Source organism: Pseudomonas sp. RIT778 (assembly GCF_019718735.1).
GTDB classification, from domain to species: Bacteria; Pseudomonadota; Gammaproteobacteria; order Pseudomonadales; family Pseudomonadaceae; genus Aquipseudomonas; species Aquipseudomonas aphyarum.
In genome coordinates this window covers 101,231-115,022 of the sequence record NZ_JAIHBA010000011.1, presented here as the reverse complement: position 1 = coordinate 115,022, position 13,792 = coordinate 101,231, and the positions used below count along the sequence as shown (strand labels likewise).

Below are 13,792 nucleotides of genomic sequence, written 5' to 3'. Positions count from 1 at the left end.
GCACCACGGAACACACACCATGGCTTCCGCCAACAAGCAGCAAAAACGCGCCGCCCGGGCCAAGACCAAGGCCAAGCAGAACCGCACCAAACGTGCGGAAGCGCCAGTCGAGCTGGACCCGAACGACGACCGCATCGACTTCGAGTCGGTGGACCTGACCGAACTGTTCAAGAAAATGATCGACGCCGAGAAGATCAGCCAGCAGGCCCTGTGCACCGCGTTCCTCGAAGACCCACTGCTGGAGCTGGTGTACGAGCAGGAAGGCGAAGAAGGCGCGATGGATTTCATCCTCGCCGCGCTGATCGAGTACCGCCAATGGTCCACCGAGACCGACGAGGCTGGCGCTCTGGCGTGGATCGAATCGCCGGATTTCCAGAAAGACTATGTGGCCGCGTCCGACGCAATCGCCGCACAAACCCAACAGAAAAACTGAGTTCCCATGGCATCCCTGAACAAGCAACAGAAACGCGCCAAACGCGCCAAGGCCAAAGCCAAGCAGATCCGCATGGTCGGTCGCAAACCTCTGGCGCAGGACGATGACCTCGGCCACCTCGCCGAGCCGATCCCGGAATACACCCTGGCGATGTTCAGCAAGATGCGCGACGCCGAAGCCGTCAGCCGCAACGAAATGCTGCTGACGCTGCTCCGCGAGCTGGCGTTCATCATCGTCGATCACCCTGAACTGCTGGACATGGAAAACGCCGAGAACGAAGGCATGGCCGCCACTCACCTGGCCGCCGATATGCTGATCGACTACCGCATGTGGGCCGACGGCATGGATCGCGAGACCGCCCAGGCCTGGCTGAGCGAACCGGAGTTCATCAGCGATTTCGGGATTGCGCTGGACACCTACGGTCAGTCGGTGGAAGCGCAGGAAGAGAAGAGCGAATAAACCGCTCGCAGTAACAAAAACGGCCGCTTGTCATCACTGATAGCGGCCGTTTTGCGTTACGCGTTGCGGATCAGTTCAGAACCGCGGCGCCACGTTTTTCCAGATTGCGGCGGCGAGCCACCAGCAGGCCGGCAGCGACCACCAGCAGGCTGAGCAGGCCGGTCGCGAGGATTTCCACGCGGTGGGCGTCCTGAAACAGCATGATGGTCAGGGCCGCGACGATGAATACGATCACCGCGTAGGTCAGGCCCGGGAACAGCCACATGCTGAAGACGATTTTTTCGCCGCGAGCCATGCGTTGTTTACGCATGCGCAGTTGCGAAATCGCGATCACCAGGTACACCAGCAGCGCGATGGCGCCGGAGCTCGCCAGCAGGAACTCGAACACCGCAGCCGGGGCCACGTAGTTGGCGAAGGTGCACAGGAACGCCGCGCCGGTGGACAGCATCACCGCCCAGTAAGGGGTGCCGCTCTTGTTGGTGCGGGTCGCCATGGCCGGTGCATCGCCACGCTTGCCGAGGGAGAACAGCATGCGCGAAGAAGTGTACAGCGCCGAGTTCAGGCAGCTGGTCACAGCAACCAGAACCACGATGTCGACGATCATCTTGGCGTTCGGGATACCCATGCGCTCAAGCACGGTCTGGTAGGAACCGACGCTGGCCAGAACCGGGTCGTTCCATGGCACCAGGGCCACAACGATGAAGATCGATACGAGGTAGAACAAACCGATCCGCCAGATCACCGAGTTGGTGGCCTTGGAAATCTGCTTGCCCGGGTTCTTCGATTCCGCGGCCGCGATGGTCACGATCTCGGTACCCATGAAGGAGAACATGGTGGTCAGGATCGCGCCCAGCACCGCGCCCATGCCGTTTGGCAGGAAGCCCTGGGTGTCGAAGATGTGCGACACGCCGCTGACCTGGCTGTTCGGCAGGAAGCCGAAAATGGCTGCGACGCCGAGGATGATGAAACCGATGATCGCCACGACTTTGAGCAGGGCGAACCAGAATTCGAACTCACCGTAGTTTTTCACGCTGAACAGGTTAGTCACCGTCAGCAGCATGGTGATGATCAGCGCGAAGGCCCAGATATCCACACCCGGGAACCACGCGTGCAGGATGGTTGCAGCGGCGTTGGCCTCCAGCGGAATCACCAAAACCCAGAACCACCAGTACAGCCAGCCGATGGTGAAACCGGCCCAGTGACCGATAGCGCGGTCGGCGTAAGTCGAGAACGAGCCAGTGTCAGGCGAGGCAACAGCCATTTCGCCAAGCATGCGCATCACCAGCACAACCAGCGCGCCAGCCGCGGCGTAAGCCAGCAGAACAGCGGGACCGGCGGCGGCGATGGCGTGGCCGGAGCCTACGAACAGACCTGCACCGATCACCCCGGCGATCGACAGCATGGTCACATGACGCGGTTTGAGCCCCTGTTCGAGGCCATTGGAGCTTTGGGTACTGCTCATTGAAACTACCTTTGCGAGGAAAGCGATTCAGTCCGGCCCGTCTGGTTTTCCTTCTCGTAAAAAGAAACCAACGGGGCGTTCCAGATTCTGCACGCAATAATTGCGCCAAAATGTTTCAACCTCTTCTGGCCTGCGGTTTTCAGCGCGACCGGACAGTCATCGCAAGTCCTTGAGAATACTGGCCTTTCGCCAAAGCGTTACCCTGCGACTCACTTTTCAAACGAATCAGCGCACCAGAAACACACTGAAAAAGTACGGGATGCACAATAAAAGGGCGAATGAGGAACGTTCGGCCGGTTAGCGCTTCCAACACCCCGCCAAAGGTGGCAACATCGCGCCTTTTTTTACGCGACACCTACGGGAATCCACGTTCAAACACCCGTTCGGTTGTTGATGGGGCGACAGTCTGCTGCGCCGATGCGACAACCTGCCACACGCCATCCGTTTACCGCTCGTAGCGCTGTTGGCTGCCATTGAAACGCTATGCTAGCTTGGCCGCCTCGCCAGGAAGGCCAACCAACAGCAGGAGCGCAACATATATGAGGAACGCACATGGCTGAGGCCACGCCCGCGCTTGAAATCCGCAACTTGCACAAACGCTACGGACAGCTTGAGGTGCTCAAAGGCATCTCGCTGACCGCCCGCGACGGCGATGTGATCTCGATCCTGGGTTCCTCCGGTTCCGGCAAGTCCACGTTCCTGCGTTGCATCAACCTGTTGGAAAACCCGCATCAAGGCCAGATCCTGGTCGCCGGGGAAGAACTCAAGCTCAAGGCCGCCAAGAATGGCGAACTGGTTGCCGCCGACGGCAAGCAGATCAATCGCCTGCGCTCCGAGATTGGTTTTGTGTTTCAAAACTTTAATCTGTGGCCGCACATGAGCGTGCTCGACAACATCATCGAAGCCCCGCGCCGCGTGCTCGGCCAGAGCAAGGCCGAAGCCATCGAAGTGGCCGAAGCGCTGCTGGCCAAGGTCGGCATCGCCGACAAGCGCCACGCTTATCCGGCGCAACTGTCCGGCGGCCAGCAACAGCGCGCGGCGATTGCCCGTACGCTGGCGATGCAGCCCAAGGTGATCCTCTTCGACGAGCCCACCTCCGCCCTTGACCCGGAAATGGTCCAGGAAGTACTTAATGTCATCCGCGCATTGGCCGAAGAAGGCCGCACCATGCTGCTCGTGACCCATGAAATGGGCTTCGCCCGTCAGGTCTCCAGCGAAGTGGTGTTCCTCCACCAGGGCCTGGTAGAAGAGCAAGGATCGCCACAGCAGGTGTTCGAAAACCCGCTTTCGGCGCGCTGCAAACAATTCATGTCCAGCAACCGCTAACGGAGCTACCCGCATGCAGAACTACAAAAAGGTCTTCCTGGCCGCCGCCGTCACCCTCGCGTTCAGCGCCGGTGCCATGGCCGAGACCCTGAAGATGGGCATCGAAGCGGCTTACCCGCCGTTCAACAATAAAGACGCCAGCGGCAACGTCGTCGGCTTCGACAAAGACATCGGCGACGCCCTGTGCGCCAAGATGAAAGTTGAATGCTCCGTGGTTACCTCGGACTGGGACGGCATCATCCCGGCCCTGAACGCCAAGAAGTTCGACTTCCTGATCTCCTCGATGTCGATCACCGACGAGCGCAAGCAAGCGGTGGACTTCACCGACCCGTACTACTCCAACAAGCTGCAATTCATCGCGCCGAAAAACGTCGACTTCAAAACCGACAAGGCTGCGCTGAAAGGCAAAGTGATCGGCGCCCAGCGTGCGACCCTGGCCGGCACCTTCCTGGAAGACAACTTCGGTGACGACATCACCGTCAAGCTGTATGACACCCAGGAAAACGCTTACCTCGACCTGACCTCCGGTCGCCTGGACGGCATCCTCGCCGACAAATACGTCAACTACGAGTGGCTGAAAAGCGACGCCGGCAAAGCCTACGAATTCAAGGGCGACCCGGTGGAAGAAAGCGACAAGATCGGTATCGCTGTACGTAAAGGCGACCCGATCCGCGAGAAGCTGAACGCCGCGCTGAAGGAAATCGTTGCCGACGGCACCTACAAGAAGATCAACGACAAGTACTTCCCGTTCAGCATCTACTGATCCTGACCTGCCGGATCGGCGCCGTTACATGACGGCGCCGATCCCCGGCCTTGCCTGCCGCGATTTGAAAAGAAATCCATGATTATCGACCTCTACGGATTCGGCCCGGCGCTTTTCGCCGGCGCGCTGATGACCGTCAAACTGGCACTCTCGGCCCTGTGCCTGGGGCTGGTGCTCGGTCTGCTCGGCGCCTTGGCCAAGACGTCCCCGTACAAGCCGCTGCAATGGCTTGGCGGAACCTATTCGACCCTGGTGCGTGGCGTCCCGGAATTGCTCTGGGTGCTGTTGATCTACTTCGGTACGGTCAACGCGATGCGCGCGCTCGGTGAATTCCTCGGCAACCCCGAACTGGAACTCAGCGCCTTCGCCGCCGGCGTCATCGCGCTGGGCCTGTGCTTCGGCGCCTACGCCACGGAAGTGTTTCGTGGCGCGATCCTCGCCATTCCCAAAGGCCACCGTGAGGCCGGCGTGGCCCTGGGCCTGTCGAAATGGCGGATCTTCACCCGACTGATCATGCCGCAGATGTGGCGCATCGCCCTGCCCGGCCTGGGCAACCTGTTCATGATCCTGATGAAAGACACCGCGCTGGTGTCGGTCATCGGCCTGGAAGAAATCATGCGCCACGCACAGATCGGCGTAAACGTGTCCAAGCAGCCGTTCACCTTCTATATGGTGGCGGCGCTCATGTACCTGTGCCTGACCGTGCTGGCGATGATCGGCATGCACCTGCTGGAAAAGCGCGCCGCACGCGGCTTCGCGAGGAGCGCTCAATGAATTGGGAAGTCATCATCAAGTGGCTGCCGAAACTGGCCCAAGGCGCGACGCTGACCCTGGAGCTGGTGGCCATCGCCGTGATCGCCGGTTTGCTGCTGGCGATTCCACTGGGCATCGCCCGTTCTTCGAAGCTGTGGTACGTGCGCGCTTTGCCCTACGGCTACATCTTCTTTTTCCGTGGCACGCCGTTGCTGGTTCAGCTGTTCCTGGTCTACTACGGCCTGGCGCAATTCGATGCGGTGCGTAACAGCTCGATGTGGCCGTACCTGCGCGATCCGTTCTGGTGCGCCACCGCAACCATGACTCTGCATACGGCGGCATACATCGCCGAGATCCTGCGTGGTGCGATTCAGGCGATTCCGCCGGGCGAGATCGAAGCGGCGCGGGCGTTGGGCATGTCCCGGCCGAAAGCGCTGTTCTACATCATCCTGCCGCGTGCCGCGCGTATCGGCCTGCCGGCCTACAGCAACGAAGTGATCCTGATGCTCAAGGCCAGCGCCCTGGCCAGCACCGTGACCTTGCTGGAACTGACCGGCATGGCGCGCACAATCATCGCCCGCACTTACTTGCCGGTGGAGATCTTCTTCGCGGCTGGCGTGTTCTATCTGGTGATGGCTTACGTGCTGGTTCGCGGTTTCAAACTGCTGGAACGCTGGCTGCGCGTCGATGCGTGCCAAGGGCGCTGATTCTTCCGGCGTGCTGACGGGCGAGGCCCTGCTCGCCCGTTTCACGGCACTGGATTCATTTCTCACAGCCCATCAGGCGTTGTGGAAGCCCCGCCCGTTCACTCATCTGCAACTGCCTTGGGAAGCGTCCTACCCGGAACTGGCCTCGTGGCTACGCGGGCGGTCGCTGGAAGATGCGGAAAACGCCCATAACCAGCCTGCCGAACTCTTGAATGCGCCGGAGCCGTTTGCTTCATTGGCGGCGTTGTCGCTTGAGTTGAGTTCGGTCGGTGAGTTGCCTGCGCATTCGCTGGAAACCGCCGGGCATCGTCTGAATGTCGATGTGCCGGGACGCAAATGGCAGCAGATCGAGGCCTTCGCCAGCCGCTTGTCGTTTGCCTCGCAACCGAAGCACTGGTTGGATTGGTGTTCGGGAAAAGGGCATTTGGGCAGGCGTCTGCTCGGTGCTGATCAGCAACTCACCTGCCTGGAATACGACCCGGCGCTGGTTGTCAGCGGTCAGGCGCTGAGTCAGCGTCATCACCTGCATGCGCTGCATGTGGAGCAGAATGTGCTCGCGGCGAACACCGCTTTATTGCTGAGCGCCGAACACACGCCTGTTGCCCTGCACGCTTGCGGTGATCTGCATGTGCGGCTGATGTATCTGGCTAGTGCCGCCGGTTGCCGGCAATTGGCTGTTTCACCGTGCTGCTATAACCGGATCAGTCGCACTGAATATCAGGCGTTGTCCTCCGCAGGTTCGCGATCAGACTTACAGCTCTCGCTGGAAGATCTTTCACTGCCAATGAGCGAAACCGTCACCGCCGGTGCCCGCGTCCGACGTCAGCGTGACACCTCCATGGCCAGGCGACTGGCCTTTGATCTGTTGCAACGGCAAGTGCGCGGCGTCGACGAATACCTGCCCACGCCTTCTCTGCCCAGCGCCTGGCTGGAGAAACCGTTTGCTGATTACTGCCGCGACCTGGCAGCGCTGAAAGAGTTATCCACAATCGGCTCGCCAGATTGGCTAGCACTGGAAGCCGCCGGTTGGCAGCGATTGGCCGAAGTTCGCAACCTGGAACTGCTCCGCGGACTGTTCCGACGCCCGCTTGAGCTTTGGCTGAATCTTGACCGGGCACTTTTCCTCACCGAACAAGGATACGTCGTACGTCTCGGCACCTTCTGCGAGGCGCCGCTCACACCGCGCAATTTCCTGCTGCTGGCCGAACGCGTTTAATCTTTCACGACCTGTGGATAACTCTGTTGATGGATTTATCGTGGATCCAATATCCACGGCTGTTTCAGGCCATTAACAGCACTGGTCATTTTTTGTTCACATAAATAAAAAACCGGCAAAACAGGGATTTGCGACTCAAATGAGAACCCGTCCACAAAAACCTGCCTAAGCCCGCCCTCTTCAGAGCCTGTTGTGCATAAGCCCTCGACCAAAAGGACATAACCGCCGAATCGCGGACGCCGGCAACGGGCAATTGCGCCTGCCATCCGCCCTTGCTATACAGACCTACGCCGTGCAGGTAGCGCGCGCCCGAACAAGAAAAATCTGACCGACAGGAAGCGACCGTGACGTTCATTTCTTACGCACAGAATTTCGAGGACGTTCGCCTTTGGCGCGCCCTGCAGTATTTTGAAAACGGCTTTTATATCGATGTCGGCGCCAATGACCCGATCCACGATTCGGTCACCAAAGCCTTTTATGATCGCGGCTGGCAAGGTATTAACGTCGAACCGATGCAGAACTACTACGACGCACTCCGCCAGCATCGCCCCCGCGACACCACGCTGCAATGCGTGGCCAGCGACCAGCCGGGCGAACTGACTTTCTACGGCATTCCCGACACCGGGCTGTCCACCGCTGACCCGGTCGTTGCGCAAGAACGCAAAAACCTCGGCATGGACGTGCAAAGCCTCACCGTCAACGCACGCACACTGACCTCGATCTGCGAAGAACACGCCGCCGAGCGGCCGATCCACTTCCTGAAAATCGACGTCGAAGGCCACGAAGAAACCGTCCTGCGCGGCATGGACTTCAGTCGCTTCCGCCCCTGGATCATCCTCATCGAAACCCCATGGGAGCGCGACCACACCTGGGAACACCTGGTGACCGACGCCGGCTACACCAACGTCTTGTTCGACGGCCTCAACAGCTTCTTCCTGGCCAACGAACACATCGCCCTCAAACCCGCGTTCGACCTGCCACCGTGCAACCTCGACAACTTCCAGCTGTGCAAAGGCCACAACCTCGCCCACCCGATCAACCCTGCACTGGAAACCGCCCTGCAACGCGCCGAACAAGCCGAAGCCGAACTGCGCGCCATGCAAAACAGCCGCGCCTGGCGCACTGTACAAAAACTGCGCAACGTCCTGCGCCGGGCGTAATTCGCAGAGGGCGCAAAAATAGTCTGAATTCAGGGGTTTACAGAAGCACCCGAGTCGCTATAATCGTCGCCCACACGCCGGTATAGCTCAGATGGTAGAGCAACTGACTTGTAATCAGTAGGTCCCGGGTTCGATTCCTGGTGCCGGCACCATACAAAACGAAGCCCCTGCAGAAATGCAGGGGCTTTGTTGTTTCTGGAGTGTCCACATTTCCGATCATCGGCAACCGTGTTGCCAGTTTCTAGTCGCAACAATCCGTAGACGATTTCACCTCAGGCTGGCTGCAAATCCCGCAATGCTTCCGGATGCTGGCTAGCAACACGCAACAATGTCTGTGCCGCCCCAGTCGGCTGCCTGCGACCCTGCTCCCAATCCTGCAACGTCCGCAGACTCACACCGATCAACTTGGCGAACGCACTTTGCGAAACGCCCACCTTGGCCCGCGCTTCAGCAGCCGCCGAAAGTGGCACCTCTGTCACACGAGCTGCTTTTCCCGCCTTCATTTGGCGGACAGAGTCCAGCAAGTCCTGCTGGAATTGCTCCAGTTCATTGACCATCGCTGATTTCCTCCTTCAGTTGCTTAAGGAAGGCTGCGGGCAGGTTGTCAAATTTGGCCTTGGTGTAGGCAATCAGCAACCAAATTGAGCCTTCGGAAAGCGTGTTGTAATAAATGACACGTGTACCACCTCGCTTGCCCATTCCGCTACGAGACCAGCGAACCTTGCGAAGGCCTCCGCTACCCGGCACGACGTCACCAGCCAGCGGGTTTGCGGCAAGCCAGTTTATGAATTCATGCCGCTCACCATCGGCCCAGATACCGTCAGCATAGCGCTTGAAAATTTCGGTTTCGATAATGGTATACATGGGCGGAACTATACGGCTTTGCCGTATAGATGGGCAATGCACGTTTGTCTGATGAAGAGTTTGGCAGCTTTGGGAGGGCAGGGTTTAGACGACCTGTGTGTACCGATGCACGTTGCTAAAACCACGTTCAATACACAGGAGCTCCCCAGTATCGGATGAGTATTCGAAAAATAGATCTGTCACCTTTTCTCTGTCACCTTTTCTCCTCAGACTGAGTGAAACACACTCAACGACACGTCTAGACCGCGGGCGAGAAAGAAGCGCGAGCGCGCCTGATCAGCGATGACTGGCTGACTGATACACTGAACGAACATAATAAAAACGAGGGGGATCAGTGGATGCCGTATCAACGAGAGGAAGAGCTTGAGAGGGAATTCGGTCTTCTGATCGCACTGATGGCAGACATGATAACTGCGCAGGCAACGCAGCATGATCCGAAAGCGGAAGTTCCTGGGTGGATGTTCAGTCAGCATGATCTGGCAAAGAAGCTGTTCCGTCATATGTGTTCCGCGCGAACCTTACTGGAACCCTCTCCGTTTCAAAATCAAACCATCCCATCACGCAGCTTTATTGACCACTCTTCAATAGCGGTTCTGACTCGTTCGTCGCTTGAGAACTATCTGGTGATGACGTGGCTCCTCAGCGGTGGAAACCAATCCCTACAAGAGTTCCGACATAATGTTTGGGAGTATTGTGGGTGGAAAAAACGGAGCAAAATGGCTGCCACCACAAATGATGCTCGGACAGTCAGACAGGCAGCCGAAGACGATGCTGTCGCTTTGTGGCCTGAGATCCAAGGCTCTCCGCACTTCCAAAACTATACTGAAGCCCAACAAAAAAGCCTTCGTAAGGGTGACTGGGGCGTTGGCTGGAACTGGAACGACTTAGCATTAGAGGCGGGTTTGCACAGAACCTACTTCACCTCGATCTATCCTTTTTTGAGCGGCCATGTGCACAGTGATTTCATCGGGGCAATTCAGAACGGCCAAGCGAACAACTTGCAAGATCAGTACATGCTGGGATCGGGCCATCTAATGGTTATCGTCATGCTGCTTGGACACTTCGCACATCATTATGCGGGCGTATTCCCCCCTGCCAGGAACGTTTTGCATGGTGCGGGTGAGGCACGCGTGATCGCGGAAAAGTGGAATCTTCGGGCCGACGATATGGATTTCCTTTACCAGCCGCGTGAATGAACTTTCCGAATAAGGTCCTATTCGTCCGACGTCTGGGCCAACACCCACGTAACAAGCGAACCGAAGCCCGCGAAGCATGCGGGCTTTGGTGTGTCCGCACGCAACAAAAATTCACATAAGACATTGTTTTTATTGTTTAAAGCACCTTTCCGTAATCAATAGATCTCGGGGGCGATTCCTGGTGCCGGCACCATACAAAGACGAAGCCCCTGCAGAAATGCAGGGGCTTTGTTGTTTCTGGGGCTTGGGTTTTCCGCGTCAAATGAAAAAGCCCCCGACAGCGATCGCTGTCGGGGGGGGGGCTTTTCTCCAATCCTAAGCAGCTTCAACCGAAAGCAAAATCCGCCGCCCAAGCTGCTGCAACGCGCGCTCGACATTCTCGATCTTGGAGTGATGCAGGAAATCGACTAACCGATCTACCTGGGGCCGTTGCACACCCAAGCGTCGTGCCAGTTCAGCTTTGCTTACCCCAGACTCCAAAAGCGTATTCCAGAGCCCAACCTTTGCGGCAGTCAGTGCAGGCAGACGCAATACCGCGTCACTTTCCTGCTCTCCCGTATCACCTGTCGGAATCAACCGGCGATCATCAACGTAAATCGACAATGCCGTTTCCATCGCATCAATCGCGCCATCGAGTGCTTCCTTGAGGGTGTCGCCAGCGGCGTGCATCTCTGGAATTTCTGCGCAGGACAACCATACACTGCTCGGCTCCTCGTGAACTTCCAACGCATATTCGAACATCACGCTTCCTTTCATAGGGGTACAACTGGGTCCAACCGCATGCCGAAATTCGATGTTGCTCTCGCACATCACTCGCCGCTTCGGTAGAGCGACCGTGCAACATATTTGTTACCCATGCAACATAAGTGTTGCATGCGAGTATGTCGGCCTCCTCGCCACCACCTGGCCACGATTGCGCTACCGTCAAACCCGTCGCTGCCAACTCAGCGACCGGGCCTGAGAACCCGCGTAAGATGCAGGCGCACCAGCGCCCCAACCCACGTTTGCCGGCGTTTTTTTGTGCCTGCATTTCCGTGCAATGGCGGCTGTGCGTGGGAGGTCTTCGGGCCTGCCGGGTTCCTGTATCTCCGGTTTCTCAGCCTGCGCATAACTGCCACCCTTTCGCCTGAGAACGAAGTGGCAGCGCTCATTTGGTACAGGGAGTTTCACAAATGATTAGCATCGATCCGTCCAAAGTCTGCCCGTTCCACCAACCAGCAAACGGTAGGTGAAGCCATGACCCATCCCCACAATCTGAAAACCCTCGGCCTCACCCATTTCTCCTTCCAGTCCAACCACGCACTCTTCCGCACCAACTCCGGCGTCCCGGTCGTCACCGCCCTCTCCCACGCCTCGCATCTGCTCCATATTTCCAAACTGCTCACCTCGGATACCTCTGCCGCCAACGACCCGGAACTCCACGCCTGCGCCTCGCAATATTTGCAGGAATTGAGCAAGGCGCTGGTCGATGACGCGGTCAAAGTGCTGACTCCAGATCCGTAAACCGTCGCGCACAAAAAAGCCCTCGCATCTCTGCAAGGGCGTTGTGTTACCGCATCAATCAGTGCCCAGCGCTCTGCCCGCCATCCACATGCAGAATCTCGCCGGTCACAAAGTTCGCGTTATCGAGATACACCACCGCCTGCGCAATATCGTCGATCTCGCCCATATGCCCAACCGGATGCAGCGCCCCCAGTGCCGCGTGGGTTTCCTCGCCGTGCATCGGTGTCTTGATGATGCCCGGCGATACCGCGTTCACCCGGATTCCGCGCTTGGCGTATTCGATGGCCAAGGATTTGGTGGCCGCGTTGAGGCCGCCCTTGGTCAGCGAAGCGAGGACCGAGGGCACGCCGTCGATGGCGTGGTCGACCAGGCTGGTGGTGATGTTGACCACGTGGCCCTTGCCTTGTTTTTCCATCTCGGCGATGGCCAGTTGGGTGATATAGAAGAAACCGTTGAGGTTGACTGACAGCACGGCGGCGTAGTCTTCCGGTGTGTAGGCGGTGAACGGTTTGGCGACGAAGATGCCGGCGTTGTTGACCAGGGTGTCGATGCGGCCGAAACGTGCCACGCCTTCGCTGATTACACGCTGTGCGGTGGCCGGGTCGCCGATGTCGCCGGCGATGGTCAGGATCTGCGGATCGTTCGACGGTTTGATCGAGCGCGAGGTGGCGACGATGTTGTAGCCCAGTTCACGGAAGGCCTTGACCATGCCTTCGCCCAGACCTTGGGAAGCACCGGTGATAACGACGGTTTTTTTCGAATTGCTCATGATGAAATCCTCAATCAATAAGTAGGTGTTGAATCAGGCGGTAGCCAGTTGTTTCAGCATTTGTTCGTAGTACTCGACCGATTGCGAACCGGACACCAGGTGCTTACCGTTCAGGATCAGCGCGGGCACCGAGTTGATTCCGTGCTGCCGGTAAAACGCCTGCAGTTGCCGCACTTCGCTGGCGAATTCGTCGTTGGCCAGCACCTTGCGGGCCCTCGCCGCATCCAGTCCCGCTTCGGTCGCCAGACGGATCAGCGTCGGGTGATCGTTGGGGTTGTCGCCGTCGCGGAAGTAAGCGCGCAGCAGGATCTTTTTCAGCGCGACCTGCCGCCCTTCCTGCGCCGCCCACATCAGCAATCGATGAGCGTCGAAGGTGTTGTGAAAGTGCGTGCGTTTCTCCAGGTCGAACTCGAAACCGATGGCTTTGCCGCGTTCGATCTGCATCTTCTTGCCGGCGGCGACGTCTTCGGCGGTGCGGCCGTATTTGCGCATCAGGTGCTGCACCGCCGGTTCACCTTCGGCGGGCATGTCCGGGTTGAGTTCGAAGGGCTTGTAGGTCAGCTCCACCGAAACCTCGCCGGCCAGATTGCCGATCGCCTGCTCCAGCGCTGTCGCCCCGAGTGCGCACCAGGGGCACACCACGTCGGAGACGAAATCGATGGTCACGGTCGGGGTCATGACTGGCCCCGTTCCGCCAGTTGTCGGCGGTATTCGGTAGTGGTGATGCCGGCGTAGCCCCAGTTATCGGTGTCGACTTCTTCGATCACGATGTGGGTCAGGTCCGGGCGTTTGTTGAGGACGCGTTCCAGGGTTTCGGTGATTTCGGCGATCACCTGAGCTTTCTGCTCGCGGGTAACACCGTCGCGGGTGATGCGTACGCTGACAAATGGCATGACGACTACTCCAGTGACCTGCCCTCGGGATGATGGTCAGGTGTTGGAGCTCAATGTAGGCGTGTGCCGGGAGGGGAAAAAGTAGGGGTGGGGTACTTCATTTGTGAGGTGGTGTAATGAATAGCCTGTAACAACGACACCAGAATTTGAGCAAAACGAACGCGTCAGTTCAGCGTGATTCAATGCCTTTTTCTGCATCTCCTTGTGCCTTCAGCCAATCGAATCAAAATACTGGCGAAGGAGTAGTGCTTCCCTCATGGCGCGGGCGGTCTTCTGCGAGGGTCTTCG

The 13,792-nt window shown here is 58.3% G+C and carries 17 protein-coding genes and 1 tRNA gene; 11 read left to right on the top strand and 7 right to left on the bottom strand.

Going from position 1 to position 13,792, the window contains the following annotated elements; all coding sequences use genetic code 11:
- The first annotated feature begins 19 nt into the window (after positions 1-19).
- On the top strand, positions 20-433 hold the full coding sequence (locus K5E37_RS08910) for a hypothetical protein (RefSeq protein ID WP_007952560.1): 414 nt from the start codon (positions 20-22) through the stop codon (positions 431-433).
- Positions 434-439: 6 nt separating this feature from the next.
- Positions 440-892: a hypothetical protein gene (locus K5E37_RS08905; protein WP_085608645.1), complete on the top strand. Its 453-nt coding sequence runs from the start codon at positions 440-442 to the stop codon at positions 890-892.
- A 70-nt stretch (positions 893-962) separates the two neighbouring features.
- Here K5E37_RS08905 and gabP read toward each other — a convergent pair whose 3' ends face one another.
- Entirely contained in the window at positions 963-2,354 is a 1,392-nt protein-coding gene (gene gabP / locus K5E37_RS08900) for a GABA permease (protein ID WP_007952562.1), read from the bottom strand.
- Positions 2,355-2,906: 552 nt separating this feature from the next.
- Between gabP and K5E37_RS08895 the strand changes: the two genes are divergently transcribed.
- The 7 genes from K5E37_RS08895 (at position 2,907) to K5E37_RS08865 (ending at position 8,431) form a co-directional block, all read left to right on the top strand.
- Positions 2,907-3,680, top strand: a complete 774-nt coding sequence (locus K5E37_RS08895; RefSeq protein WP_007897462.1) for an ABC transporter ATP-binding protein — start codon at positions 2,907-2,909, stop codon at positions 3,678-3,680.
- Positions 3,681-3,693: 13 nt separating this feature from the next.
- Positions 3,694-4,443 (top strand): ABC transporter substrate-binding protein, encoded by a 750-nt coding sequence (locus K5E37_RS08890; protein ID WP_039764659.1) that lies wholly within the window; start codon positions 3,694-3,696, stop codon positions 4,441-4,443.
- Positions 4,444-4,521: 78 nt separating this feature from the next.
- A complete protein-coding gene (locus K5E37_RS08885; RefSeq protein ID WP_221533621.1) occupies positions 4,522-5,217 on the top strand; it encodes an ABC transporter permease in 696 nt (231 codons plus the stop codon).
- Positions 5,214-5,903: an ABC transporter permease gene (locus tag K5E37_RS08880; protein WP_221533620.1), complete on the top strand. Its 690-nt coding sequence runs from the start codon at positions 5,214-5,216 to the stop codon at positions 5,901-5,903. Before K5E37_RS08885 ends, K5E37_RS08880 begins: the two co-directional genes overlap by 4 nt.
- Positions 5,884-7,119, top strand: coding sequence for a methyltransferase (locus K5E37_RS08875; RefSeq protein ID WP_221533619.1), 1,236 nt, complete (start codon positions 5,884-5,886; stop codon positions 7,117-7,119). The genes K5E37_RS08880 and K5E37_RS08875 overlap by 20 nt, the downstream gene beginning before the upstream one ends.
- A 344-nt stretch (positions 7,120-7,463) precedes the next feature.
- Positions 7,464-8,279 (top strand): FkbM family methyltransferase, encoded by an 816-nt coding sequence (locus K5E37_RS08870; protein WP_221533618.1) that lies wholly within the window; start codon positions 7,464-7,466, stop codon positions 8,277-8,279.
- 76 nt (positions 8,280-8,355) lie between these two features.
- Positions 8,356-8,431, top strand: a tRNA-Thr gene (locus K5E37_RS08865).
- 120 nt (positions 8,432-8,551) lie between these two features.
- Here K5E37_RS08865 and K5E37_RS08860 read toward each other — a convergent pair.
- Positions 8,552-8,836, bottom strand: a complete 285-nt coding sequence (locus tag K5E37_RS08860; protein ID WP_007952602.1) for a DNA-binding transcriptional regulator — start codon at positions 8,834-8,836, stop codon at positions 8,552-8,554.
- Positions 8,826-9,143 carry a hypothetical protein gene (locus K5E37_RS08855; RefSeq protein ID WP_007952604.1) on the bottom strand — a complete coding sequence of 106 codons (318 nt, stop codon included), beginning with the start codon at positions 9,141-9,143 and terminating at the stop codon, positions 8,826-8,828. The genes K5E37_RS08860 and K5E37_RS08855 overlap by 11 nt, the downstream gene beginning before the upstream one ends.
- Before the next feature lie 338 nt (positions 9,144-9,481).
- On the opposite strand from K5E37_RS08855, the gene K5E37_RS08850 reads away from it, so the two are divergent.
- A complete protein-coding gene (locus K5E37_RS08850; RefSeq protein WP_221533617.1) occupies positions 9,482-10,339 on the top strand; it encodes a DUF5677 domain-containing protein in 858 nt (285 codons plus the stop codon).
- A 315-nt stretch (positions 10,340-10,654) separates the two neighbouring features.
- Here K5E37_RS08850 and K5E37_RS08845 read toward each other — a convergent pair whose 3' ends face one another.
- On the bottom strand, positions 10,655-11,080 hold the full coding sequence (locus tag K5E37_RS08845) for a type II toxin-antitoxin system HicB family antitoxin (RefSeq protein ID WP_221533616.1): 426 nt from the start codon (positions 11,078-11,080) through the stop codon (positions 10,655-10,657).
- 495 nt (positions 11,081-11,575) lie between these two features.
- Between K5E37_RS08845 and K5E37_RS08840 the strand changes: the two genes are divergently transcribed.
- On the top strand, positions 11,576-11,842 hold the full coding sequence (locus K5E37_RS08840; protein WP_221533615.1) for a DUF3077 domain-containing protein: 267 nt from the start codon (positions 11,576-11,578) through the stop codon (positions 11,840-11,842).
- 58 nt (positions 11,843-11,900) lie between these two features.
- Here K5E37_RS08840 and K5E37_RS08835 read toward each other — a convergent pair whose 3' ends face one another.
- From K5E37_RS08835 to K5E37_RS08825, 3 genes are read right to left on the bottom strand one after another with little or no spacing between them, the layout of a single operon-like run.
- Positions 11,901-12,611, bottom strand: coding sequence for an SDR family NAD(P)-dependent oxidoreductase (locus K5E37_RS08835; protein WP_085608639.1), 711 nt, complete (start codon positions 12,609-12,611; stop codon positions 11,901-11,903).
- Between the two features lie 33 nt (positions 12,612-12,644).
- A complete protein-coding gene (locus K5E37_RS08830; protein WP_221533614.1) occupies positions 12,645-13,289 on the bottom strand; it encodes a DsbA family oxidoreductase in 645 nt (214 codons plus the stop codon).
- The gene (locus K5E37_RS08825; protein WP_007952610.1) at positions 13,286-13,504 is read right to left on the bottom strand and encodes a 4-oxalocrotonate tautomerase family protein; all 219 of its coding nucleotides are present in this window, start codon (positions 13,502-13,504) and stop codon (positions 13,286-13,288) included. Before K5E37_RS08825 ends, K5E37_RS08830 begins: the two co-directional genes overlap by 4 nt.
- Between the last annotated feature and the right edge of the window lie 288 nt (positions 13,505-13,792).

Excerpts from the sequence above, each read along its gene's own strand:
- K5E37_RS08890 (WP_039764659.1), top strand. The coding sequence starts at position 3,694 with ATGCAGAACTACAAAAAGGTCTTCCTGGCCGCCGCCGTCACCCTCGCG.
- K5E37_RS08830 (WP_221533614.1), bottom strand. The coding sequence starts at position 13,289 with ATGACCCCGACCGTGACCATCGATTTCGTCTCCGACGTGGTGTGCCCC.
- K5E37_RS08840 (WP_221533615.1), top strand. The coding sequence starts at position 11,576 with ATGACCCATCCCCACAATCTGAAAACCCTCGGCCTCACCCATTTCTCC.
- K5E37_RS08910 (WP_007952560.1), top strand. The coding sequence starts at position 20 with ATGGCTTCCGCCAACAAGCAGCAAAAACGCGCCGCCCGGGCCAAGACC.
- K5E37_RS08850 (WP_221533617.1), top strand. The coding sequence starts at position 9,482 with ATGCCGTATCAACGAGAGGAAGAGCTTGAGAGGGAATTCGGTCTTCTG.
- K5E37_RS08825 (WP_007952610.1), bottom strand. The coding sequence starts at position 13,504 with ATGCCATTTGTCAGCGTACGCATCACCCGCGACGGTGTTACCCGCGAG.
- K5E37_RS08860 (WP_007952602.1), bottom strand. The coding sequence starts at position 8,836 with ATGGTCAATGAACTGGAGCAATTCCAGCAGGACTTGCTGGACTCTGTC.
- K5E37_RS08855 (WP_007952604.1), bottom strand. The coding sequence starts at position 9,143 with ATGTATACCATTATCGAAACCGAAATTTTCAAGCGCTATGCTGACGGT.
- K5E37_RS08835 (WP_085608639.1), bottom strand. The coding sequence starts at position 12,611 with ATGAGCAATTCGAAAAAAACCGTCGTTATCACCGGTGCTTCCCAAGGT.
- gabP (WP_007952562.1), bottom strand. The coding sequence starts at position 2,354 with ATGAGCAGTACCCAAAGCTCCAATGGCCTCGAACAGGGGCTCAAACCG.
- K5E37_RS08880 (WP_221533620.1), top strand. The coding sequence starts at position 5,214 with ATGAATTGGGAAGTCATCATCAAGTGGCTGCCGAAACTGGCCCAAGGC.
- K5E37_RS08895 (WP_007897462.1), top strand. The coding sequence starts at position 2,907 with ATGGCTGAGGCCACGCCCGCGCTTGAAATCCGCAACTTGCACAAACGC.
- K5E37_RS08905 (WP_085608645.1), top strand. The coding sequence starts at position 440 with ATGGCATCCCTGAACAAGCAACAGAAACGCGCCAAACGCGCCAAGGCC.
- K5E37_RS08875 (WP_221533619.1), top strand. The coding sequence starts at position 5,884 with ATGCGTGCCAAGGGCGCTGATTCTTCCGGCGTGCTGACGGGCGAGGCC.
- K5E37_RS08885 (WP_221533621.1), top strand. The coding sequence starts at position 4,522 with ATGATTATCGACCTCTACGGATTCGGCCCGGCGCTTTTCGCCGGCGCG.
- K5E37_RS08845 (WP_221533616.1), bottom strand. The coding sequence starts at position 11,080 with ATGTTCGAATATGCGTTGGAAGTTCACGAGGAGCCGAGCAGTGTATGG.